At 37.0% G+C, this 23,868-nt stretch carries 16 protein-coding genes and 1 pseudogene; 11 read left to right on the top strand and 6 right to left on the bottom strand.

The genetic code is table 11. The features are described from left to right. The first annotated feature begins 104 nt into the window (after nt 1-104). From NQT69_RS09860 to NQT69_RS09845, 4 genes are all read left to right on the top strand, one after another. Nucleotides 105-1,085, top strand: a complete 981-nt coding sequence (locus tag NQT69_RS09860) for a patatin-like phospholipase family protein (protein ID WP_256827510.1) — start codon at nt 105-107, stop codon at nt 1,083-1,085. Nucleotides 1,086-1,195: 110 nt separating this feature from the next. After that, nucleotides 1,196-2,602 carry an alanine/glycine:cation symporter family protein gene (locus tag NQT69_RS09855; protein ID WP_256827509.1) on the top strand — a complete coding sequence of 469 codons (1,407 nt, stop codon included), beginning with the start codon at nt 1,196-1,198 and terminating at the stop codon, nt 2,600-2,602. A 65-nt stretch (nt 2,603-2,667) separates the two neighbouring features. Next, complete coding sequence (locus NQT69_RS09850) at nt 2,668-3,711, top strand: patatin-like phospholipase family protein (RefSeq protein WP_256827508.1); 1,044 nt, start codon at nt 2,668-2,670, stop codon at nt 3,709-3,711. A gap of 88 nt (nt 3,712-3,799) precedes the next feature. Beyond that, nucleotides 3,800-5,197: a GGDEF domain-containing protein gene (locus NQT69_RS09845; RefSeq protein ID WP_256827507.1), complete on the top strand. Its 1,398-nt coding sequence runs from the start codon at nt 3,800-3,802 to the stop codon at nt 5,195-5,197. A 362-nt stretch (nt 5,198-5,559) separates the two neighbouring features. On the opposite strand, the gene NQT69_RS09840 is transcribed toward NQT69_RS09845, so the two are convergent. After that, nucleotides 5,560-6,123: a lipid-binding SYLF domain-containing protein gene (locus NQT69_RS09840; RefSeq protein ID WP_256827506.1), complete on the bottom strand. Its 564-nt coding sequence runs from the start codon at nt 6,121-6,123 to the stop codon at nt 5,560-5,562. A gap of 136 nt (nt 6,124-6,259) precedes the next feature. Between NQT69_RS09840 and NQT69_RS09835 the strand changes: the two genes are divergently transcribed. After that, entirely contained in the window at nt 6,260-7,471 is a 1,212-nt protein-coding gene (locus NQT69_RS09835) for a tyrosine-type recombinase/integrase (RefSeq protein ID WP_256827505.1), read from the top strand. Continuing rightward, the gene (locus NQT69_RS09830) at nt 7,471-8,673 is read left to right on the top strand and encodes a cation:proton antiporter (RefSeq protein WP_256827504.1); all 1,203 of its coding nucleotides are present in this window, start codon (nt 7,471-7,473) and stop codon (nt 8,671-8,673) included. Before NQT69_RS09835 ends, NQT69_RS09830 begins: the two co-directional genes overlap by 1 nt. A gap of 52 nt (nt 8,674-8,725) precedes the next feature. On the opposite strand, the gene ydiJ is transcribed toward NQT69_RS09830, so the two are convergent. Beyond that, nucleotides 8,726-11,770, bottom strand: a complete 3,045-nt coding sequence (gene ydiJ, locus NQT69_RS09825) for a D-2-hydroxyglutarate dehydrogenase YdiJ (protein ID WP_256827503.1) — start codon at nt 11,768-11,770, stop codon at nt 8,726-8,728. 149 nt (nt 11,771-11,919) lie between these two features. Here ydiJ and NQT69_RS09820 point away from each other — a divergent pair, with 149 nt between their 5' ends. Continuing rightward, nucleotides 11,920-12,129 (top strand): PGPGW domain-containing protein, encoded by a 210-nt coding sequence (locus NQT69_RS09820; protein WP_256827502.1) that lies wholly within the window; start codon nt 11,920-11,922, stop codon nt 12,127-12,129. A 70-nt stretch (nt 12,130-12,199) separates the two neighbouring features. On the opposite strand, the gene ppsA is transcribed toward NQT69_RS09820, so the two are convergent. After that, nucleotides 12,200-14,575, bottom strand: coding sequence for a phosphoenolpyruvate synthase (gene ppsA, locus NQT69_RS09815; RefSeq protein WP_256827501.1), 2,376 nt, complete (start codon nt 14,573-14,575; stop codon nt 12,200-12,202). Between the two features lie 154 nt (nt 14,576-14,729). Here ppsA and ppsR point away from each other — a divergent pair, with 154 nt between their 5' ends. Continuing rightward, nucleotides 14,730-15,539 (top strand): posphoenolpyruvate synthetase regulatory kinase/phosphorylase PpsR, encoded by an 810-nt coding sequence (gene ppsR / locus NQT69_RS09810; protein WP_256827500.1) that lies wholly within the window; start codon nt 14,730-14,732, stop codon nt 15,537-15,539. Nucleotides 15,540-15,603: 64 nt separating this feature from the next. On the opposite strand, the gene NQT69_RS09805 is transcribed toward ppsR, so the two are convergent. Together NQT69_RS09805 and tnpA are read right to left on the bottom strand one after the other, a co-directional pair. Then, on the bottom strand, nt 15,604-16,953 hold the full coding sequence (locus NQT69_RS09805; protein ID WP_256827499.1) for a class II 3-deoxy-7-phosphoheptulonate synthase: 1,350 nt from the start codon (nt 16,951-16,953) through the stop codon (nt 15,604-15,606). A gap of 536 nt (nt 16,954-17,489) precedes the next feature. Continuing rightward, a pseudogene (gene tnpA / locus NQT69_RS09800) lies at nt 17,490-17,920 on the bottom strand (IS200/IS605 family transposase). Nucleotides 17,921-18,266: 346 nt separating this feature from the next. Here tnpA and NQT69_RS09795 point away from each other — a divergent pair. Next, nucleotides 18,267-19,142, top strand: a complete 876-nt coding sequence (locus tag NQT69_RS09795) for a DNA replication terminus site-binding protein (protein WP_256827498.1) — start codon at nt 18,267-18,269, stop codon at nt 19,140-19,142. Between the two features lie 137 nt (nt 19,143-19,279). Here NQT69_RS09795 and NQT69_RS09790 read toward each other — a convergent pair whose 3' ends face one another. Beyond that, entirely contained in the window at nt 19,280-20,497 is a 1,218-nt protein-coding gene (locus tag NQT69_RS09790; protein WP_256827497.1) for a replication protein A, read from the bottom strand. 774 nt (nt 20,498-21,271) lie between these two features. On the opposite strand from NQT69_RS09790, the gene NQT69_RS09785 reads away from it, so the two are divergent. Beyond that, entirely contained in the window at nt 21,272-22,510 is a 1,239-nt protein-coding gene (locus NQT69_RS09785) for an AAA family ATPase (protein ID WP_256827496.1), read from the top strand. Nucleotides 22,511-22,524: 14 nt separating this feature from the next. Continuing rightward, entirely contained in the window at nt 22,525-23,487 is a 963-nt protein-coding gene (locus NQT69_RS09780) for a transcriptional regulator (RefSeq protein ID WP_256827495.1), read from the top strand. Nucleotides 23,488-23,868: the final 381 nt, after the last annotated feature.

Here is a 23,868-nt window from a genome sequence, read left to right as displayed (position 1 = left end):
CTATTTTATTAATTAATTCAATTTATATAATCAATTTTAACGTTTAGTGAAAACTCATTAGAATGAGGGTATAAACCAGTAACAAACACAAAGGAAGAAAGGCAGTGAAATCTCAAGACGCTACAATCTCAAACACTTTCAATAAAACAGCATTGATCGCAGAAGGAGGTGGGCAACGAGGGATCTTTACCGCAGGCGTTCTTGATGCGTGGCTTGAACACCAGTATGACCCATTCGACCTTTTTATTGGCACGTCTGCCGGCTCACAAAATTTGACAAGCTTTTTAGCTAGACAAAAAGGCTATGCAAAACGCCTGATCAGAGGTTTGTCACGTCATAAACGTTTTTTCCAACTTGGCCGTGGTTTCCTGGGTAAAAGTATTGTCGATCTTGATTGGTATTTCGATAAAACCACCGAGTTTAACCGTGCTCTTGATTTTAAAACAGCTAAAACCAGCTTAGGTCAAAGAGAGTTGCTGATCACAGCCACCAATGCACGCGATAGAAAACCATACTTCTTAACTCCAACAGGTGAAGGCAAACAATGGCGTGAGCTGTTAAAAGCCTCCAGTGCGTTACCATTTTTATATAAACAAGGCGTTAGATTAACTCCTTGGCTTGATAAAGCAGCTGCAAACGAAGAGCCTGAATGCAGTACCTGTACTTTAGCCGACGATGACTTCTTTTTAGATGGCGGCCTTGCTGCGCCGCTACCTGTAAGAGAGGCTTACAATCGGGGTGCGCGCAAGATAGTTGTTATTCGTACCGTTGATGCCAGCTTGCCAATACAATCAGCTTGGGTAAATAAACTGAAAACCTTTGTTTGCGCATCAGGTTACTGCCCAAAATCACTCGATTATCTACTACAGCATGAGCAGGCTTACTTAGACGAATTAAACTTTATGGAAAACCCGCCTGAAGATCTCGAAGTAATACAGATTTTTGCTGGCAGCAAATTACACAGTAAGTTACTCGGCAGTACCGATGCAGATTTACGCAATGATTATAAATTAGGACTTGCTGCAGGTAATGATTATCTTAAACATCAGTACCCACAAACAGATAAACAGCACCATTATGGTTAATTAAAAACAAAAGCCCTTGAGTATTTTATAAATAAAGATAAAGTGATGAATATTCTTAATTTAAGAATTTATATTCTATCTTTGTTTTATAAAAATTATAAAGGCAAAACATGTTCGATTTGATTGTAGGCACAATTAACAACTTACTGTGGGGCGAAGGGCAAATACTCATTTACATTTTATTGTTCACGGGTATCTGGTTTTCAGTGCGTTTAAAGCTTATTCAAATCGTAAAATTTAAACACATGTTTTCGTTATTACGCACAAGCAGCAAATGCGATAAAAACGATATTAGTTCATTTCAAGCATTGTGTACTGGCTTAAGTGCGCGAGTAGGTACAGGGAATTTAGCCGGTGTAGCCGTTGCTATATCACTTGGCGGCAGTGGCGCAATTTTTTGGATGTGGATGATTGCCATTTTAGGTATGGCCACAGGCTTTGCCGAAAGCGTACTGGGGCAAGTGTATAAAGTACGCGATAGTAACGGCGAATTTAGAGGCGGGCCTGCTTATTACATTCAACAAGGTATAGGAAGCAAAGCTCTCGCAATTGCATTCGCTCTGTGTTTATTTTTGGGTTACGGTTTTACCTTCAGCGCAATGCAAACCAACACTATAACCGATGCACTTAATTACGCATTTGAAATTCCAACCTTTTATTCTGGTATTGTTATTACTGTTCTTGCAGGGTCAATTATACTCGGCGGGTTTAAAGCAATCGCCCGATTTGCCGAGCGCGTTGTGCCCATCATGGGCATTGTATTTGTATTAGCGGCGGTGCTCATAACCATTATAAACTTCACCCAAGTACCTGCCATGCTTAAAGATATCTTTTTATCAGCATTTGGTTTGCAAGAAGCAGGTGCCGGCGCAATGGGCGCAGCTATAAAAAATGGTATTCAACGTGGGTTGTATTCAAACGAAGCAGGCGCGGGGAGTGTACCTCATGCATCAGCCTGCGCGACTCCAATCCCAAACCATCCCGTTACTCAGGGCTACATTCAAATGTTGGGGGTGTTTTTTGACACCATAGTACTGTGTAGTTGTACCGCTGTAATTATATTATTAGCTGATGTTGATATTAGTGGTGAGATGGAAGGAATTCGTTTAACGCAAGAAGCCATGATAGCCCATCTAGCACAAGGGGGAGTATACTTTGTGGCAGCTGCAATTACCTTATTTGCTTTCACCTCAGTGGTTGCTAATTATGCATACGCTGAAAGTAACCTGCATTTATTTAAACTCGATAACAAACTCGGGCGCGGCATTTATACACTGTTGTATTTATCTATGATGATGTGGGGCGCATCGGCCACGTTAAAAGAAGTGTGGGATTTAGCGGATATTGCGTTAGGGTTAATGACGGTGGTTAATGTTATTGCTATCATCATCTTAACACCAACAATACTTGCGGTAACTGGCGATTATAATAAACAAAGAGCAGAAAATACCGAGCCAGAATTTGATGCAAACAAGGTTAAAATTCAGGGAAAAACAGAAAAAGGGATTTGGCATTAACTCATTTTAAAATGATCAACCTGCATACTTATGCAATTTGAGCGTTAAGTAGATTAAGATATTAGATGATTGAAATACACGCCGGTAAAACGGCTGCAAAAATAATAAATGAACAAGGCCTAAAGCCTGAACTTTTTACATCATTTTTAGGCGCAAGCGGCGGGCCAAAATGGTTTACCTTATTTGGTTTAGATAAATACCTTTTTGGCGAATTTTTTAAAGGTAGAACGCAGCAATTAAACTTAATAGGTTCATCTGCGGGAGCATTTCGTGCTGCCTGTTTTTCACAAAATGATCCTGTTGCTGCGATATCGCGATTAGCAAAAACTTACAGTGAAACTCGTTACGCAACCAATAAACCAACCCCTGAAGAAATAACAACCAAAGCGCGCGCCTTACTTGAAGATGTATTTGGCGATAATGGCGTTACTGAAATAATTAATAACCCTGTATTCAAATCACACTTTATTGTAGCAAAATCAAATGGTTTGGTAGCAAGTGAGCGAAAGGCATTACAGTTATTAGGCTTAACAAAAAGCTATTTAAGTAATCGCGTGCATCGCCGGTTTTTAACCAAGCAATATGAGCGCTTTATATACCAAGCGCCAAACAGTGATTTAACTATTGAAGACAGTTATAAATTTAAAACCACACAATTAGATTTAACCACTGATAATTTAAAAGATGCATTACTCGCATCGGGCTCGATACCGCTAGTTATGCAAGGTATAAAAAATATTGCCGGCTCACCACCTGGTATGTACCGCGATGGCGGAATTATTGATTACCATTTTGACTTAAAAATAAATAACCCGGGGCTAATTTTATATCCACATTTTAACTCAACGCCAAAAGCAGGGTGGTTTGATAAAAGTTTAAAACGCAACGTCGCCCCAGAAAACTACGACAACGTAGTCATGATCACACCATCACAAGAATTTATCGCAAGCTTACCTTATGGCAAAATACCAGATCGAACCGACTTTACTGATCTCGATGCCGACACCCGGATTAAATACTGGCGCACCGTATTTAGTGAAACAGAAAAACTAGCTGATGCATTTGATCAACAGTTGAATAATAAAATCAAGGTCAATTTAATGGAATAATAAATGTTCTAAATGCGATAATAATTGCTTAATTTATTCAAACCTATATCATAAACCTCTAAAAAAAAAGCACTAAACGGTATAGAGTATGGCGATAGCTACATTTGAAAAGTTACATAATGAACAACAAGCGCTGACATATGATCAGCGAATTCGTTATGTAAAAGTAATGGCCAAAGCATTTTCATTAGGTTGTTTCTTATTAATATTACTTTCAATCACTGGCTATATTTTTTCCGTACCTCAGCTGTATCGTCCACTACTAAATGGGGCCGCAACAAACCCTCTAACGGCTTTAAGTGTTATTTTTATTAGTTTGACTGTATTACTTCAACAGCAAAAAATATCAAAATATATAAAGCCTATTTTTAGTCTTCTGAGTTTAGTTATTTCATCAACTATTATATTTGATAGCTATTTCAACACAGATTTAGCCCGTCATATCACACCTTTTCAAGCAGTAATAAATAATGAGCATAAATTAGGTTTATCTAATTCTATGGGAATAAATACAGCCATAATGTTAGCGTGTTTATCATTATCGATGATTTTTACAAGTTTGAATAAAAAAATAACAAGCCAATTACTCGCTTTTATTGGAATGGCAGTCCCTATGCTGTCGATCATCGGCTATGCGTATGGAATATCCAATTTTTTTGGTGAAATGTCTATTTTAACAACAACCTATGGTTTGTTACTGGCGTTAAGTGTGCTGTGTATTAATGCTGAAAGTGGGGCTGTTTATGCATTATTATCACCACATATTGGTGGGCGAATAGCACGTTTCCAAGTAATGTTGGGCTATGTTGTGCCTGTATTAATCGGATACTTATTTATAAAAACAATAGTATTTAGTGAAGTCGAAGACTTATTTGGTTTATATGTTGTTATTATATCTTGGTTTATCATTATATTAATAATTTCAAGCGCGATAATTCAAGAACGAGTTGATGAAAAAAGACGTATTGCTGAATTTGCTCTACTTAAAGCTGCTACACATGACAGCCTTACAGGATTAGCTAATAGACGCCGATTCATGGATTTAGCAGAAAAAGAAATTGGAAATTCCAAAAGTAAAGAAAACCCAAGTTGCTTATTAATGGTTGATATTGATCACTTTAAACTCGTTAATGACAAAGCTGGGCATTTAGTTGGTGATAAAGTACTGATACAAATAGCAAAAAAATTGGCTATGAATGTACGAAAAACAGATTTAGTTTGTAGATTAGGCGGAGAAGAATTTGCTATTTTACTACCTTCAACAGATAAATCTGGAGCACATAGAATTGCTGAAAAAATACGAACAGAAATTGAACAAACCCATATTGAAGGCTATACAGATATATACAGCAATGTAACAGCGTCTATTGGTGTCAGTGAAGTAACTCAAACAGATAATATTGATTATATAATTTCAAATGCTGATAAAGCGTTATATACCGCAAAAGAAACAGGCCGTAATAAAGTTGTGGTGTATGAAGAATAAATATCAATAAAAGCTGACAATCATGATTCACTATTTTTAAATTTCATTGGAATGAAAAAACTCAACAATAGACCTTATGGCAAGTGCAATAAAGTAATAGTCTAGATTAATAATTAAAATCCTCTTTAACTGTGGTTTGATAAATGACTAACAAGAACAAAGTTTGATATCAAAGAATTGACAATTTTAAGCTGCGAAAATACTTTTGCTTACGGCTTACGGCTTACGGCTTACGGCTTACGGCTTACGGCTTACGGCTTACGGCTTATACCCCATAAATTACGTTATGTTAAATTAACTAATTTAAATTAAAGTGGGCGTAGTTACACGAACTAGCCCACTTTTAGCAGGGTTTTAAAAGCTTAATTTAGCTCAGAATCTACCCAAAATTTTGTGCCTTTTAGTACAGCTTGAAGTGCAAGGCCATTTTCGGTCAATGAATATACTGTAACTTGATCCGCAATCGCTTCAGCAACTATAGCGCCACCTTGATCTTGGTATTTTGCGGCTGCATCAGCGTTGCCACCAAATGCCCAACCATGTTCAATAAAGCGGTTTAATGCATCTTGATTATGAAAAACCATCACAACATTAAAGTCTTTAACACCTAAACCAAGGCCTAAACCTGCTTCACCCATATTCATGTAAGTAGATTTGCCAGTTAGGTTATTTTTTACAACACCGTAACCACCACCAAAACTAGCAAGTACCACATTTACGTTGGCATTATCAAATACAGCATAGCCAGCAGAACCTGCAATTTGTTGCTTAACATCAGGTTTTTCTTTATATAATTTAGCTAGTGTATCTGCACGCATGTTTTGTACTAGGTTACGTTTTTCACTGGGTGATGCACTGCCTGTTGTAGCGCAGCCAGATAGAACTAACGTAAGAGTAACTAAACCTAAAACAATCAATTTTTTCATATGCTTTCCTTAAATAACGACAACAGCAACATGACATAATTAACAGTATATTGAAACTGTTAATGTCCAATACTAGACAGTATCGGACTTTACTATTAAACTGTAACTAATTTATTTTAATAGAAATTAGCTTAATATGCTTGTTGCTTTGGTCGATACATTAAAACAATTACGGTATCAAATTGCTCACCTTGAAGATGATACGTTGCAATCAGAATACCCTGAACTTGCATCCTTTATACAGCAAGTTGGCTTGACTGTCGCTGAATCGAAAATTGACCTAGTATTTTTATATCAATTTTTATATGTATATGGTCGAAAATCAGAAGCAACTTACAATCGTTTTCGCAATGAACTTGAACGATTTTACCTTTGGTCATGGCTTATTGCAGAAAAATCAGTATTTGATTTAAAACGCGAAGATATTGAAGCGTATGTAGATTTTATGGTTGAGCCAGATCCCGCTTGGTCAACAACTTCAGTTCAGTGGCGCTATAAAGATGAACAAGGAGTGCGTCGGTTAAACGGTAATTGGCGCCCTTTTATGCGCAAAGAGTCAATTGCCAGCCAACAAACTTTAGCTGCAATGTTTACAGCGCTTAATGTATTTTATAAATTTGCAATTTTAGAAGAAAAGACATTTGCTAACTTTGTTCCTGTTGTTAAAAAGAACAGTCCTTATCTTGTTGTACAATCTCAGATAAAAATTCCAGATACGCTCAGTGATATTCAATGGGAATATGTGTTTGGTGTAACTCGCGATAAATGTGAACAACAACCTGATTTTGAAAGAAATTTATTTACGCTAGCGTGTTTGAAAGGTTTATATCTACGTATTTCAGAATTATCAGAGCGGCCACAATGGTCACCTGTAATGTCACACTTTTGGCAAGATAACGACGGCTTTTGGTTTTTACGAATAATGGGCAAAGGTAATAAATTAAGAGACGTTACATTAAGTGAAGATTTTATTGAATACTTAAAACGTTATCGACTTTATCGTGGTTTAACTGCCCTGCCCCGCGTTGATGAATCAGATCCACTGGTACATAAAATACGCGGTCAAGGTGGTATGACTGTTAGGCAAATACGTCGATTAGTGCAACAAAGTTTTGATTTAGCTAAGCAATCTTTATTAGATGATGGTTTTACTGATGATGCTGAGCAATTAGAATCGGCAACAGCACACTGGTTACGTCATACTGGCGCGACTCATGATGCTCAAACTCGGCCATTAAAGCATTTATCTGAAGATTTAGGTCATGCAAAAATAGCGACAACCGATCAAATTTATATTCAAACAAATATAAAAGAACGTGCAAAATCAGGTATTAAAAGGAAAATTTAATGGAATACTTTGTATTAGCAAGTGTTGGCTTAGCGTTTTTAGCTTATTCAGTCTCAATACGCCAACTTGAAATTGTAGAAATCACTGGCCCTATGTTTTTCGTTTTAGTTGGTATGTTAATCGCTTATATGATGCCAACATCGGTAACTAGTAAAGCTGAATTTTTACAATCCGATTTAGATACGCTGTTACCGTTAATTGAATTAACGCTAAGTATTTTTTTATTTACCGATGCGGCGAAAACAAAAATATCCGTTTTAAAGCATAGTTTTCAGTATCCAAGCTTATTATTATTTTTAGCTTTACCGCTAACTTTGTTTGCGGGGATTGTAATTGCAAGCTTGATGTTTACTCAGTTAACACTGGTTCAAGCTGGATTGATCGCAATTATTTTAACGCCGACAGATGCTGCATTAAGTAAAGGGTTATTAAGTAGTGAGCAAGTACCCGAAAAAATTCGTGAAGGAATAAATACAGAAAGTGGTTTGAATGATGGCTTATGTGTTCCCGTTTTTTTAGTGTTAATGTTGTTCGCACAAGAACCGGAAACGTCAGTTAGCCTTGCATCTATTGCTGGGATTTTTAGCCGTGAACTTGTGGTTGCAATTGTTATTGCCATTGTTGCGATGGCGATGTTTATCCCATTGATTAAATTTGCAATGAAGCGACATTATTTTTCAAATAACACGAGCCCGTTTTTGGTCATTGGAATGGCGATGGCTATTTTCTCGATTGCGCAATGTGTACATAGTAGCGGATTTATTGCAGTGTTTGTTGCGGGGTTAATTTTTGATAGATTTACTGATAAAGGTTTAACAGAGCAATTAGTTGAAGACAGTGAGCATATTGCTGATTTTACAAGCTTATTAATTTGGTGTTTATTTGGTTATGTTTGTAGCTATTTAGTTTTCCCTGAGATTAATTGGCAAGTCACCGTGTTTGCAATTTTGAGTGTTACACTTTTACGTATTATTCCAGTGATGTTGAGTTTACAATTTACTAAATTAAATATTAAAGAGCGTTTTACTTTTGCTTGGTTTGGACCAAGAGGTTTGGCGTCAATAGTGTTTACGCTGATGGTGATCGATACTCAAATAGAAAATAAATATCAAATTGCAACAGTTGCCATGACCACTATATTATTTAGTGTATTTATTCATGGTATGAGTACTAAACCCATTGCCGATAGTTATGCTAAATAATTTAAAAAATTTTGCGGTGAGTTTTGCAACTCACCGCACTGTATTTTCAACGTTAAAAAAGTTGTGCCAGTAATTCAATTGGGTGTTTGGGTTTAAATTTTTCGTAACGTTTAACTTGGCTTCGACATGAGAAACCGGTCGCAAGTAATTGCTCAGGTTTATTCTTTTGAACTACACTTTGCCAACTCATTTCATAAAGTGCACGAGAATTTTTTTGGTTTTGCGCTTCATGACCATAAGTTCCCGCCATACCACAACATCCTGTTGCAGTTGTATTTAATGATAAACGTAAATCAGAAAATATATTTTGCCAAACATTAGCAGCTTTTGGCATGGCTGTAGTTTCGGTGCAATGACTTAATAAGGTATATGTGTCACTCGATTTAATATTGTCAGCTAGATGGTTGAAAGATTGTTTTGCCAACCACTCATGAGCGAGTAAAACTTCAAAGTCACCACGTTGTTCACCTAAAATAGAATTATACTCATCGCGATAACACATAACTAATGATGCATCTAAACCGACAAGCGGTGCATTAATTTCGCTGAGTGAATTTAAAAATTGCGCTGCATTTTTTGCTGTCGCTTTAAATTCGTTTAAAAAACCTTTTACGTGCTGAGGTTTTCCGTTTGGTTTAAATGGCAACAGAATTGGTTTCTTGCCAAGCGCGGTGATCACTTTTATAAAACTTTCTACTAACTCAGCCTCGTAAAAACTGGTAAATGGGTCTTGAACAATGAGCACGTAGTCATTTTGTTCTTCACTTGTTAGCATTGAAAGTTTGTCAAAATTAAAACTGTGTTCTTTGTTAATCCGTTTACTTAAGCGAGGTGTACTAAGTGTAGGCGTATCAACATAACCAATCGTTTTTTTGATTAATGCTGACACTAGTTTTGTTTTTACAATTGGATTTATCACCCGAGAAAAAGTGGCCATGGTTGGGGCGCTGTTTTCAATATTAGCAACTAAATAATCCTTAACTGGTCTTGCATAGTAGCTATGATAATAATTTAAAAATCGTGAGCGAAAAGTTGGCACATCCACTTTAATTGGGCAAGCAGTTGTACAAGCTTTGCATGCTAAACATTCATCCATTGACTCTTTTACTTCGTGAGAAAAATCATACACTCCTTTGTTTTTATCGCGGCCATGTTGAAAACGCTCCCACCATGTGATTACTTCACCTTGGTTAAGATGTTTTTCTACTTCAAGAAGATCAATATCTTTAGCTTCTTGTAGCCGTAACCATTCACGCATTAAACTCGCTCGCCCTTTGGGTGAATTACGACGGTCTCCAGTGACTTTGTATGATGGGCACATAGGTGAGTTTTCATCATAATTAAAGCAAATTCCATTACCATTACAGGTCATTGCATTGTTAAAGCTGGTTTTAACATCAATTGATATTTGCTTATCAAACCATGAACGTTTTTGATCATCAACACTTACTAGTGAGTCATCACTTTCGATGGGAGTGCATATTTTACCTGGGTTTATACGGTTATGAGGATCAAAAGCGGCTTTTATTATTCGTAACTGTTTAAACAGGTGATCGCCAAAAAATTCTGGACCGTATTCACTACGGTAACCTTTGCCGTGTTCACCCCACATCAAGCCACCATATTTTGCGGTGAGCTTTACAACTTCATCAGAAATTAAACGCAGTAGTTTTTCTTGTTCTGGATCACACATATCCAGTGCCGGTCTAACATGCAAAACACCCGCATCAACATGACCAAACATACCATATTGTAAGTTATAGCTGTCGAGTAAAGCTCTAAATTCGACGATAAAATCGGCTAAATTTTCAGGTGGAACGGCGGTATCTTCAGCAAATGCGAGAGGCTTTTGTGCTCCTTTTACATTACCGAGCAGGCCTACCGATTTTTTACGCATGCCATAAATTTTTAAAATGTCAGCTTTGTTGCTTGTGAGTTGGTAACCAATTACACCACTGGTTTGATTTTTAACGCAATCATCAAGCAAGTCAGATAATCTATTAACTTTTTCTTCAATATCATCCGCCGACACAGCATTAAACTCAACCATGTTGAGCCCTTGCATATCTTTATTTTCAACATCTTTTATTAAGTCCGATACTGAATGCCATACAATATCTTGGCGAGCCAAATTTAGAACTTTACTGTCGACAGTTTCAACCGATGTGGCATTTGCAGCCACTAAAAAAGGTGAATGACGAAGGGCTGAATCAAAGCTATCGTACTTAATATTAATTAAGGTTTTAAATTCTGCTATAGGCGTAATATTAAGTTTTGCCTCAGAGACTATCCCTAATGAGCCTTCTGATCCGGTAATAAGCCGGCTCATATCAAAAGTTTGTAAGTCATCACTTAGTACATGTTCCAAGTCATAGCCGGTTAAGAAGCGATTTAACCGCGGGAACTTGTCAATTATAGCGTCACGATTGTTTAAACAGACATCAAGCACGGTTGCATATAAGTTGCCAATGGTAGAGTCTTGTTCGGCGATTAATTTTGCTTTTTCAATTTCGATGGGCTTAGTTGACATTTGTGTGCCGTCAACTAAATAGGTTGTTAAACCTAATACATGATCACTGGTTTTACCATATACAAGTGAGCCTTGTCCCGATGCATCTGTATTTACCATTCCACCAATCGTTGCGCGATTACTGGTTGATAAATCAGGTGCGAAGAAAAACCCATATGGCCGTAGAAAATCATTAAGTTGATCTTTAATAACGCCAGTTTGTACTCTGACCCAGCCTTCGTCAGCGTTTATTTCTAAAATTTCACGCATGTAGCGAGATAAATCTACAACAATGCCAGGTGTTAAAGATTGGCCATTGGTACCAGTACCGCCACCGCGTGGGCCGAACGTAAGTGATAAAAATGGGTCTTGCGCTGCAGTTTGTAGCGCAATTTGTATATCTTTTTCAGACTTTGGAAAAATAACCCCTTGCGGTATTTGTTGATAAATACTGTTATCGGTAGCGGCGGTTAAACGGGTACCATAGGTTGCATCAGTATCTCCAGAAAACCCTTTATTAGTTATTGTTTTTATGTAACTTACTACTAATTCGCTGGCGCTATCTTGTTGGCTTATTGTTGCTATCATGACGGTGATAAATTAAGACATTTGTTATATTGTACCATGCAAACAGCGATATAAAATTGATGTTTTTACAGTTTGTAACACTCTTTTTATCGTATTTAGGCGTGTATTAATTATACTCAATTTAATGATTTGAATTACGAGTTATAAAAATGAAGAAATGTGTCTTGCTACTACTTGGTAGCTTTTTTATGGTGCTAGGATTGTTTTTTGTGGTTGTGCCTGGGCCATCATTAATATTTTTTATTGCTGGTTTAATGTGCTATTCGTTTTACTACCCTAAAGCACGCTATTATCTGCGATTATGCCAAAAAGCGTTAACTAAATCGTGCGCATTTTTAGACAAAAAATTAGCTCGTTAATTTTATAAACGATAATTGAGTAAATAAAAATGCCAGCAATATTGCTGGCATTTTTTATCACTAAATTGAATTAGTTTGCTAGCTTTTTAGCAAGGTATAACCATGTTTCTAGTACTGTATCTGGGTTTAGTGAAACAGAGTCAATGCCCTGCTCTACTAACCATGCAGCAAAGTCTTCATGATCTGAAGGCCCTTGACCACAAATCCCTACATATTTACCTTTAGCTTTGGCTGTCTGAATTGCCATAGATAAAAGCTTTTTGATAGCAGGATTACGTTCATCAAATAGATGTGCGATTAGACCTGAATCACGATCAAGACCCAGAGTTAACTGTGTTAAATCGTTTGACCCGATAGAAAAACCGTCGAAATGTTCTAAAAACTCATCTGCTAATAACGCGTTTGATGGTAGTTCACACATCATGATAACTTTTAAGCCATTTTCACCACGTTTAAGGCCATGCTCTTCAAGTAGCTCAATAACGCGTTTGCCTTCTTCAAGCGTACGAACAAATGGGATCATGATTTCAATATTAGTCATATCCATTTGATTACGAACACGTTTTATTGCTTCACACTCTAGAGCAAAACAGTCACGGAAATCTTCAGAGATATAACGTGCAGCACCACGGAAGCCAATCATTGGGTTTTCTTCTTCTGGCTCGTATTGTTGCCCACCGACTAAGTTTGCGTATTCATTTGACTTGAAATCAGACATACGAACAATTACACGCTCCGGCGCGAATGCACAACCGAGTGTTGAAATACCTTCAACAAGTTTAGAAATATAAAACTCAACAGGTGAATCATAACCGGCAATCATGTCGGTGATTTCTTCTTTTAATGCACCAGTTTGTGCATCAAAATTCAGTAGTGCTTTAGGGTGAACACCAATCATACGGTTGATGATGAATTCAACACGCGCAAGACCAACACCAGCGTGCGGTAAACGAGCAAAATCGAATGCGCGATCTGGGTTACCAACATTCATCATGATTTTCATAGGCAGTTCAGGCATTTCATCTACACGAGAGGTGAGGATTTCAAAATCTAAAATACCTTCGTAGATATAACCAGTATCACCTTCTGCACAAGAAACAGTGACTTCTTGACCTGCTTTGATTAAATCGGTTGCATTACCACAACCTACAACAGCTGGAATACCAAGTTCACGTGCAATAATTGCTGCGTGACATGTGCGGCCACCACGATTTGTTACAATCGCAGCCGCACGCTTCATAATTGGTTCCCAGTCAGGGTCTGTCATGTCGGTAACTAAAATATCACCCACTTGAACTTGGTCCATTTCATCAATGGAATTAAGTACACGAACAACACCTGAACCAATTTTATGGCCAATTGCACGCCCTTCAACAACAACATTACTGCTGCCGTTTAATTGGAAACGCTCCATAACGTTGGTATCTTCGTTTGAACGAACGGTTTCTGGACGAGCTTGAACAATATAGAGCTTACCGTCGTTACCGTCTTTGGCCCACTCGATATCCATCGGGCGACCATAGTGTTGTTCAATAATCACAGCTTGTTTAGCGAGTTCTTCTACTTCAGCATCTGTGATAGAGAATTTGTTAGAAAGTGCGCTATCGACATCTACAATTTCAACTTGTTTGCCATGGGCTTCATCGGTTGAGTAAATCATTTGAATAGCTTTAGAGCCGATATTACGGCGAACTACAGAAGGTTTACCCTTAGCAAGCGTAGGTTTGTGAACATAAAATTCATCTGGGTTTACAGCACCCTGAACAACCATTTCACCTAAACCATAACTTGATGTTACAAAAACAACATCTTCAAAACCAGATTCGGTATCAATACTGAACATTACCCCTGATGCTGATTTATCAGAGCGTACCATACGTTGAATACCAGCAGATAATGCTACACCACGGTGATCATAACCTTGGTGTACACGATATGAAATTGCACGGTCATTAAATAATGAAGCGAAGACATGTTTTATGGCAACCATGACAGCGTCAATACCGCGAACATTTAGAAAGGTTTCTTGTTGACCTGCAAATGATGCATCTGGCATATCTTCAGCGGTAGCTGACGAGCGCACTGCGAATGAAACATCTGCTGCTGTATCGCCGTGGAGTTGGCTATAAGCTTCGCGAATTGCTTGGTCTAAATTAGGTTGGAATGGTGTGTCGATAATCCATTGGCGGATATCGGCACCTACTTTGGCTAGTGTATTTACATCATCAACATCGAGGGTGTCTAAGATGTCATGGATTTTTGCATTGAGTCCTGATTGATCTAAAAACTCATTAAATGCATCTGCAGTTGTAGCAAAACCTCCAGGGACTTGCACACCAGCGTTAGCTAGGTTTGAAATCATTTCACCGAGTGAGGCATTTTTACCACCAACACGAGGAACATCTTGCATACCAAGCTCTTGATACCAGAGAACGTATTCTTGCACGGGATCTTTCTCCAAAAAACAAATTGTAGTATTAACTGTGAGAGTTAAGAAAGAAAACCTTCTAAAAAGGTCACCTTCATTCTACACTGGCAACAGTCCATACGTAAACCGTGTGGAGACGCAATTTACTAGAATAGGTAATAAAAAGGTTAATATGAGAACTGCATTTTATATTTCTGATGGCACTGCCATTACTTCAGAGGTATTTGGCCATGCGACGCTATCGCTTTTTCCGGTCGAATTTAACCATAAAACCATTCCGTTTGTTGAAACTGAAGAAAAAGCAAACGAAGTTAAACAATTGATAGATAAAACAGCCCAACGCGATGGCGAGCAACCATTTGTATTTTATACCTTTGTTAATCATGAACTGAGTGAAATAATAAACTCTTCGTGTGCGGTGTGTTATGACTTTTTATCAACGTATAGCGATAAAATTGGTAAAGAATTGCAAGTGGCCCCTGTGCCAAAGGTGCACCGTACTCATTCGATGCACGAAAAAAGTTATGACTTTAGAATAGACGCAGTTAACTATGCCCTGACCAATGATGATGGCGCTAATATTAAAAATTATGCAGAAGCTGACATTATATTAGTTGGCGTTAGCCGCAGTGGTAAAACTCCAACGAGTTTATATTTGGCCTTACAATATGGCATTAAGGCCGCAAATTACCCATTAACTGAAGACGATTTAGAAACAGGTAAACTGCCCGCATGTTTAACAGCATATAAACATAAATTGTTTGGTTTAACCATTGACCCTGTTAGGCTAGCTGATATTCGCCAACGCAGAATGGCAAATTCAAAATATGCGTCTTTGAAGCAATGTCGAATTGAGGTGCGTGAAGTTGAAATGCTTTATAAAAAACATAAATTGGCATACTTAAATTCAACCCACCATTCAGTAGAAGAAATATCTGCGAAGATTATATCTGATACTAACCTTGAGCGACGTAAGTACTAACTATAAAGTTAATATCGGACATTAAAAAAGCCGCAATTGCGGCTTTTTTATTAATGCGAGATGCTTACTTACGTGCGTCTTTTAGTAAATCTGCAACTAAGAAACCTAACTCAAGTACTTGATCTGCATTTAAGCGTGGATCACATTGTGTACGGTAACGTTGCGCTAAGTCGTCATCAGATAAACCATAAGCGCCGCCTGTACATTCAGTGACATGTTGCCCTGTCATTTCTAAGTGGACACCACCTGCGTATGATCCTTCAGCTTTATGAACAGCGAAGAACTGGCTAATTTCACGTAGGATATTATCAAAGCTTCGTGTTTTATAACCTGATGTAGCTTTCTCTGTATTACCATGCATTGGATCTGAGCTCCAAATAACCTTACGACCTTCTTGTTGAACTTTACGAACAAGCGCCGGTAGTTTTTCTGGTAATACGTCTGCACCCATACGTGTAATTAAAGTAAGGCGACCAGGAATGTTATCTGGGTTTACTGCATCAATTAGGCGGATTAATTCATCAGGGTCCATTCCTGGGCCGACTTTAACACCAATTGGGTTTTTAATACCTTTGAAAAACTCAATATGTGCATGGTCAAGTTGACGAGTACGTTCACCAATCCAAACAAAGTGAGCAGAACAATCATACCAGTCGCCAGATAAATGGTCGCGACGTGTAAGCGCCTCTTCATAACCTAACAATAATGCTTCATGTGATGTATAAAGGTCAGTTTCTTTCAAGCTAGGTGCGATTGAAGAGTTAATGCCACATACTTCCATAAACTCTAGTGCATCTTGAATTTTATCTGCAAGTTGCTGGTATTTTTCTTTCAGTGGATTAGCTGCAACAAAGCCCATATTCCAGCGGTTTACTTGGTGTAAATCTGCAAGACCACCCTGTGCAAAGGCACGTAGTAAATTTAGCGTAGCTGCGCTGTGATGATAGGCAGTCATTAAGCGTTGTGGATCTGGTATACGTGCTTCTTCAGTAAACTCAAAGTTGTTAATGATATCGCCACGATAAGACGGTAACGACACGCCATTAATCGTTTCCATATCGGCAGAGCGTGGTTTAGCGTATTGACCCGCCATACGGGCAATTTTAACTACCGGGCATTTGCCACCATATGTGAGCACCACAGCCATCTGTAAAAGTGTTTTAAATGTATCGCGAATATTAGCAGCATTAAAATCACTAAATGATTCTGCACAATCTCCACCTTGCAGTAAAAACGCTCGGCCTTCGCATACATCTTCAAGTTGTTTAAAAAGACTACGAGTTTCCTCAGCGAAAACTAAAGGGGGCGCACTTTTTAATTGACCTTCAACGGTTTTAAGAGCGTCTTGATCTGGGTACTGTGGTTGCTGAAGTATAGGGAGTTCTCTCCAGCTATTTGGGTTCCACGACTGCATGTTATTTCCTCATTCCTACTATTACCTGTTACAAGGAAATTAACGTATGCAGCCCCCCTGTTCAAGGACTATATTCACCGATTATCAATTATTTAGTTATGACATAAATTAAATCGCTTATTTGTTTAGTTTTAATCACTATATAATCGGTTTATGGTGAGCTTTAAATGCTGTAACGTACTGAAATATAATAAATATATCTTTGTTATAAAATTAACAAAGAATGATATTGCCCAAAATGCCAGAAAAGAACACATCATACTAAAAAGGCGGGGCTCTGTAATCTTAGCTTTACGATGTATTTATGCTTATTAACTTCCAAAACTGGCGGAGACAAACTTTATGTGCTAGCGATAGGTTCATAACATAATTAATCGCTATATTTAGTTTTCTTATCTTAATGATCAAACAACACACGTCTGTATGTTATGTCAATTACAACAAGCCGCTCGTGGCAAATCTTGCGAGTAAACATTCTCATGGCAAGCGCCAGTCCTTCTGCTAACGCAGAGCTCACTTCGTGAGCAGGTATTTGGTTAGAACATAGCTAACTGATGATCCGAATGGAGTTGGTCATAATTAGTTCCTTCGTTTTCACTTACTTTCTTACTATTGTTTCGTCATCATTTTTTCTAGGGTACTTGTAATATAACCATCTGACCAAAATTCCCCTCCCCGTAGCTGCTTTATAACATGAGGGCACTTTTTAAAAACCTCTCTTGCCGTTAAATTTTTAATCATCGTTACCAACTTTGTAATGCTATAGGTGAACTAAAAAATGAATATGCTTTTCATCCGCCCTAATTTCTAAAAATTTTATTTCGTAACGTTTTTCTATTGCCACACAAATTTCTTTGTTTGCCCTATCAACTCCTACATCAAGAAGCGCTCCCCTATATTTTGCTGGGAAAACTAAGTGATAAAGTAAAACTGTCACATTGTCGCTTTTATGTATAAATTGGCTCATTCTCAATACTACGCCGCAAGCGCCTGGGAATAAACCCGAAGAGATTATACTCTAAAGGCCGGATTGCATTTAACTAAGATACTTCCCTAACTATTTATTTGAAACCAGACATAGCTACTACTCTATATCCAACATCCAGTCTAGAGAAATGAGATGTAGGTAGATTAGTAATGATGTTAGTTATTAAATACCTTTATTCACACACCCAATAAGAACACATCATACTTACTATTATATAAGTCTAATCTCAGCAATAACTAATAAATATATATTAAAGTTAAACAAAGATAGAAATAAAATTGAAATTTGGTATGCTATAAATATATATTCAGTATGATGTGTTCTTATGGTTTCTAAAGTACAAATTCGCAGTCAGTTTGATTTATTAAGTGATTTAACAAATTTATTTGTCGAAGACTTAGAATCTTATGAGTATTCTAAGGCTGAATGCTATCAGCTTCCAGAAGTAGATAGTAAAGATGAGAAAATTATTCCTCACACTATTGAAGTTTCGCAACAAACGGGGGCAATAGCGCATAAATCTATTTTAAATGCTTACAAGGATATATATAAAAAAGAAGGGCTTAGCTCTCGTATTTTAAAGCGTCATCCAGGTTTATTAGTTTTAAAAAATGCGAATAAAGAAAGTCTAATTGCGCGTATCCAACAGCTTAATAAAGCTAAAGCGGCTTTTAAAGAGTGTATTCTTGCTATTGATAATAACGATGCTAGATTTGAAGCTGTCCACAATGCTATACCAAATTTAATAACATTAGCAGCATACAGAAAAGTACATTTTGAGCATGAATCCCCTTTTTCGGTTCGTTTTACATGGATGCATAAACACGCAACAAAAACCCTCACTAAAAAAATGGCGTTGGCCATGCTTGAGAAATCCGCCGGTTATTCGAACCCTAGAATGATAGACCAACAAAGTTGGCAATCACTTGTTGCACAAGAACAATTACGTGTTGCAAGTTTAGGTGATACAGAAAAGCTTAGAATTCGAAGACCGACAAGAGTTAGTCCGCAAGTAAATGTAAGATACACAGCACAAAATAGATACCATGTTAGTGCCGCTTTACCTTTTATTCTTATTAATCCGGAACCAGATGTAAAACTTGGTACATTACCAAATTACTTAAAACCCGATACTCACCCCAGAAAGAGAGAGTATGATTTTTTAGTTGATAGACTTTACTTAGAGCAAGTAACAGACTGATTAATTGCTATCTAACACTAGTTTTATTATGTTAAATAGCATTGTTTTTTAATCTTGTAGAGTAATTAACTTAACTGACAGTACTAATAAACTTTGCTAATACAAATAAGCCTTTAGCTTTACTAAAGGCTTAATGTTTAATTATCTTCGACGATTTCTTCTATTTTATCTTCATCAATTAAAACGGCATTTTCTACAATACGTTTGCCACCTTGAATTTCAATACGCTTATTGTGTTTATTAAGCGTAAGAATCTCATCGCAAAATTGATCTGATGGGTACATCTCATAGGTGTAATCAATAATAGTTCCGGTTTTATCATCTTTTACATTTGTTATGCTGTATTCTGAAATAGCGCCCTTTTCGATCAAATCCTTCATAGTCGTAGTCATATCACGGCGTAATGCTTTTAACTTATTTTCAGTGATATCATCAGTTGAATAAATCGAACCGTATTTTTCCATGATAGATAACAATCTAAAATGATAGGTTTTTCCCGGAGCCGCATAGCGCCATAAATGATATAACCTTAGCATCATCCAACGCGACAAACCGCGTTTTAATTCTTGCGCACTATTAAAGTAATATCCCTTATATTCTAAGTTATCAATCATGTTATGAACAAATGCATTCAAGCAGGCAACACATTTTACATTACCGCCCTGCCCTTTCTTACCACTAAAATGTAATGATGATAAAAAGTTCATATTCGACTCATAAAATGAATCATCAATATCTGTATTTTTTGTATCTGTCGCAGAATATTTAAATGAAAGTTTAGAACCTTGCAAAGCTTCTAATGCTTCTTTGATTTGCGGGTACGGCATTGATTGCCCAACAGCTTTTAATTCTTGGGCTAATTCGTTCATTGAAAAAACCACAGCATATTGAATACCGGACTTAAAATTAATTTTTACTATCTTACCTTTAGACGCCAGACGTATAAGTGCTCGTTCAACTTTTTCTTCACGATCTGACGGCCAAACTAAATACTCAACATCTTCGCCGTCTTTGCGTGAGCTAACGACTGCAGGTGTAATTTTAATTTCGCCATCGTATAAGATGCCATCTACTTTTTCTGATATTTTACGCGTAATGATAGTTTTCTTTGGTGCTTCTTCAAGCGGTAACTTTTTATGACCCGAGCGGACAAAACGACCCCATAAATCATAATGATTAAATGTATTTGAATATGCTCGCAATCCATGTGCTACGTTTTCAATTGAAATACGTACATCTTTATTATCTGTAAATAAAGCTAAACTTTCGTTATCGATTGCACTTTCCACCCCGTGGATTTGACCCCGTAATGTATCGGGCAAGTTATCTACCGAGATGTTGACCTTTCGGCTCATTGTTCTTATTTCCAATTTTTATTGCGACACTTAATAACAACACATAAAAGGTCAAAAGTTAAATGTTTAAGTTAGTATAAACTTGATCTGAGTTCAAAATAAATCTTCGGATCATTATTTTACTAAGCAAATGCTATAAACACCTTTTTCAGATCACTTTTTTACTAAGTAAGCTATAACAGCTCAAATTTTTACTAACTCAGGCATATTTTTGTCCATTAAAATTACTTATTTTCTGAAAATACCACGACAAAAACCCTTTTCATTTAATTTGACTGTGTATAACTATGTTTTCAGTTATGATAGATCTGATCTGTACTTACTACAGATCAGATCTATACTAATTAAAAGTTATAAAACACTCCATTGATAGTGTATAACTTATTATTTTACTTAGTAAAAAACTGATCTAACAGGTCAATTTTGTGATTAACATTGTGCCAAAGCTGTGAATAAGTCTCTAGCGACAATTCCACTTAGTAAAATAGTGATCTTCATGTTGTAAAAGATCTGATCTTAACTAAGTATAAAGTTGATCTGATTTTTTTAATATTATTGTTATAAATCAATATATTAATAGATTTTTTTACTACCCTAACCTTTACTACCTTATATATTTAACCACCTTTAAACTTCTTTATTTATACTAAGCAATATTAAAATTACAAATAAGGATTTAAATGTCTTCTAGTTAAAAGGCATGTCGCCATAAATACTTGTTTACAGTCATTTGAATGGACATTATACTTAAAGCCTAACTTTGAGGAATAAAGCATGTCAATTCATAATAATGCATTAGCCACTTACCGGCTCTTAAAAGCAACAGCAGAAGTTGCAGAAAAATCTTTAGAAGGACGTATTCAGCATTATCGTGCCCACTTAAAATCAGAAGAAAAAGAATTACGTACTTATACCCAAAAAGCAGCAGCTGATCTCTTAGGATGTAATAATAGAACATTAAAACGCCGCCATGATAACGGTGACTTTGATGAGCTAAATATTAAACGTGGTGCTAATGGCCACTATGCCTATACGTTGGTCAATATTTTTGCTATGGCTGATATTATGGATATTCAGCCTGATCACCGCAAAGATGATGATAAATTACAAGTTATTGTTATCAATTCTCTTAAAGGTGGTTGTGGTAAAACGACCAGCATGGTTAATATTGCAGCAGCTCTAGCAACGACTAACATCAAACGATACCGTATCGGTATCATTGACTTAGATCCACAAGGTTCGTCTTCAAGCTTTTTTCCGCCTAGTGAACCCGATCCAATCACCGTTGGCGATTTAATGCGAGATTGTATTGAATTAGACGAAGGTGAAACTTGGCAGCAACTTGTTTCAAATTCATTTTTACCGACTCATATTCCAAATATTAGAATGTTACCTTCTGGAATGGATGATTTTTACTTTGAACATGAAACTGCGACCTTGCTCAAAGATAGCTCTAGTTATGACAAAACTCGTCATTATCATAAATTACTAGAGAAAGTAATTGAACCGGTGAAAGATCAATTTGATATTATTTTAATTGATACAGCACCTTCTCTTAACTTTATGTTTTATAATGCTTTAATGTCATCAACAGCGATGCTTATTCCAGTACATCCAGAAGCTGTAGATTTTGATGCTAACAATAAATATTTAAAACGTTTGGGCGAAATTTATCACACGGTTGCATCTTTAGGTCATGAAGGTTGGGACTTCATGCAATTCTTAGTCACTAATTATGTTAAAGGTAACCACTCACAACGTGACATTGTAAAAGATGTCAGAAGTGCTTTTGGCCGACAAGTTATGAGTTACCCTATTAATCATAGCTCTGCAATTACAGCCAGTTCATCATCATTCAACACTATATTTGACCAAAAAACCTCGGATAGCTTAGCTAGCAGGGAGTCTTTACTTCGTGCTCAAGAAAATATTAAAGACGTTGTCGATGAACTAGAAATGTTGATTCGTTCGAATTGGAAATCAACTGAATCACAACTAAAAGATCCTAAGTAAGGTAGTTTATAAAAATGGCTAAAAAACGTAAAAACGACACCAGCCTTGACCCTTTTGCAACATCAATTGGCAACAGTAATCTTGATGAGTTATTAGAACAGGCCAGTGCAGGTGATGTTATAAAAATGCCTGCACCGAGTGACCCTACACGCTCGATTACACTAATTTGCAAAGTTATTCCTCATGCTCAAATTGAGAAAACGACAAAAGTTTATGGTAAAAATCGCCGTGTTCAAGCGCTTTTAAATGAAAAGTCAGTTGCCGATATTTTGCCTGCAATTAGCGAGGACGGACGTAACCAACATCCTGCGCTATGTTGGGATAAAGGAGAAGAAACACTGGTACTGGCCGGCTCTCGTCGTCGTATGGCGTGTATTTTAAGTAATGCTGACTACATGGTTTTGAGCTCACCTGATTTTACGGAATTAGATGCAAAGATTTTAGCCGTTTCGTCAGACCAGTATATTGCCCCTAGCCTTTGGGAGTTAGGCCAAGCTTATCAGCAGACGAAAGATGAGTTAGTCGCTCAAGGAAAAAAAGGCTCATATCGTGAAATTGCAGCAATTGAAGGGGTTTCTCATACCGCTGTAGCCGATGCCATTAAAGCCTTTGAGAAGTTGCCTGCCAATGTTTTAGCGCTTTATCCTACTGCTAACCATGTCGGCCGTGAAGTTGCAAAGAAACTCATTGCCGCTAAAGAGCGTGATGAAAATAGCTTTAATCAAACAGTAACTCGTTTAATTGATGATCAAAGCCTCATTGCAATGGAAGGTGATGATAAGCGTGCAATGGCGATAACCAAATTACTTACCGCTGAGCCGCAAGCTACATCACGCAAAGAAGCCTTACTCGAGAATGACTTTATCACTGTACAACGTAATTTAAAAAGCGGTGACTTATCGATCAAGATTGATAATAAAGTTATGACAGACAAACGCTTAGAACAATTAACTAAACTGCTTAAAGCATTCAACTAGTTAATAAAATACTGATCTGAGATCATGGTGTTGTTAGTCAAATCATGATCTCAACATATCATTTAGTTAGTAAAATAATGATCTAAATTATAAAATCATGCCTTTTCTTTCCCTTTAGATCATTATTTAACGTACTTATACTATTAATTGAGCCGTAAACTTCTCTTTAAACCACTTCTTAGTAAAATTTTGATCTGTAAAGTCCCTGCTTTGCTGTTAAGCTGTATATAACTTGTGCACTAGCTGTTAACTAACTGCACTATATGGCTTTATTTTCACATAAACCGATTTTTTACTAACTTAGCTACTCCAACCAGTGCCAATAAGTATTTTAATGCTTTAGCTGCGGAGCGATAAATCATATACTGGTAGAATTATTTT

This window comes from Pseudoalteromonas shioyasakiensis, assembly GCF_024518675.1.
Lineage (GTDB): Bacteria > Pseudomonadota > Gammaproteobacteria > Enterobacterales > Alteromonadaceae > Pseudoalteromonas > Pseudoalteromonas shioyasakiensis_B.
The sequence above is the reverse complement of the archived record's forward strand: the minus strand, read 5'-3'. Positions and strand labels throughout refer to the sequence as shown.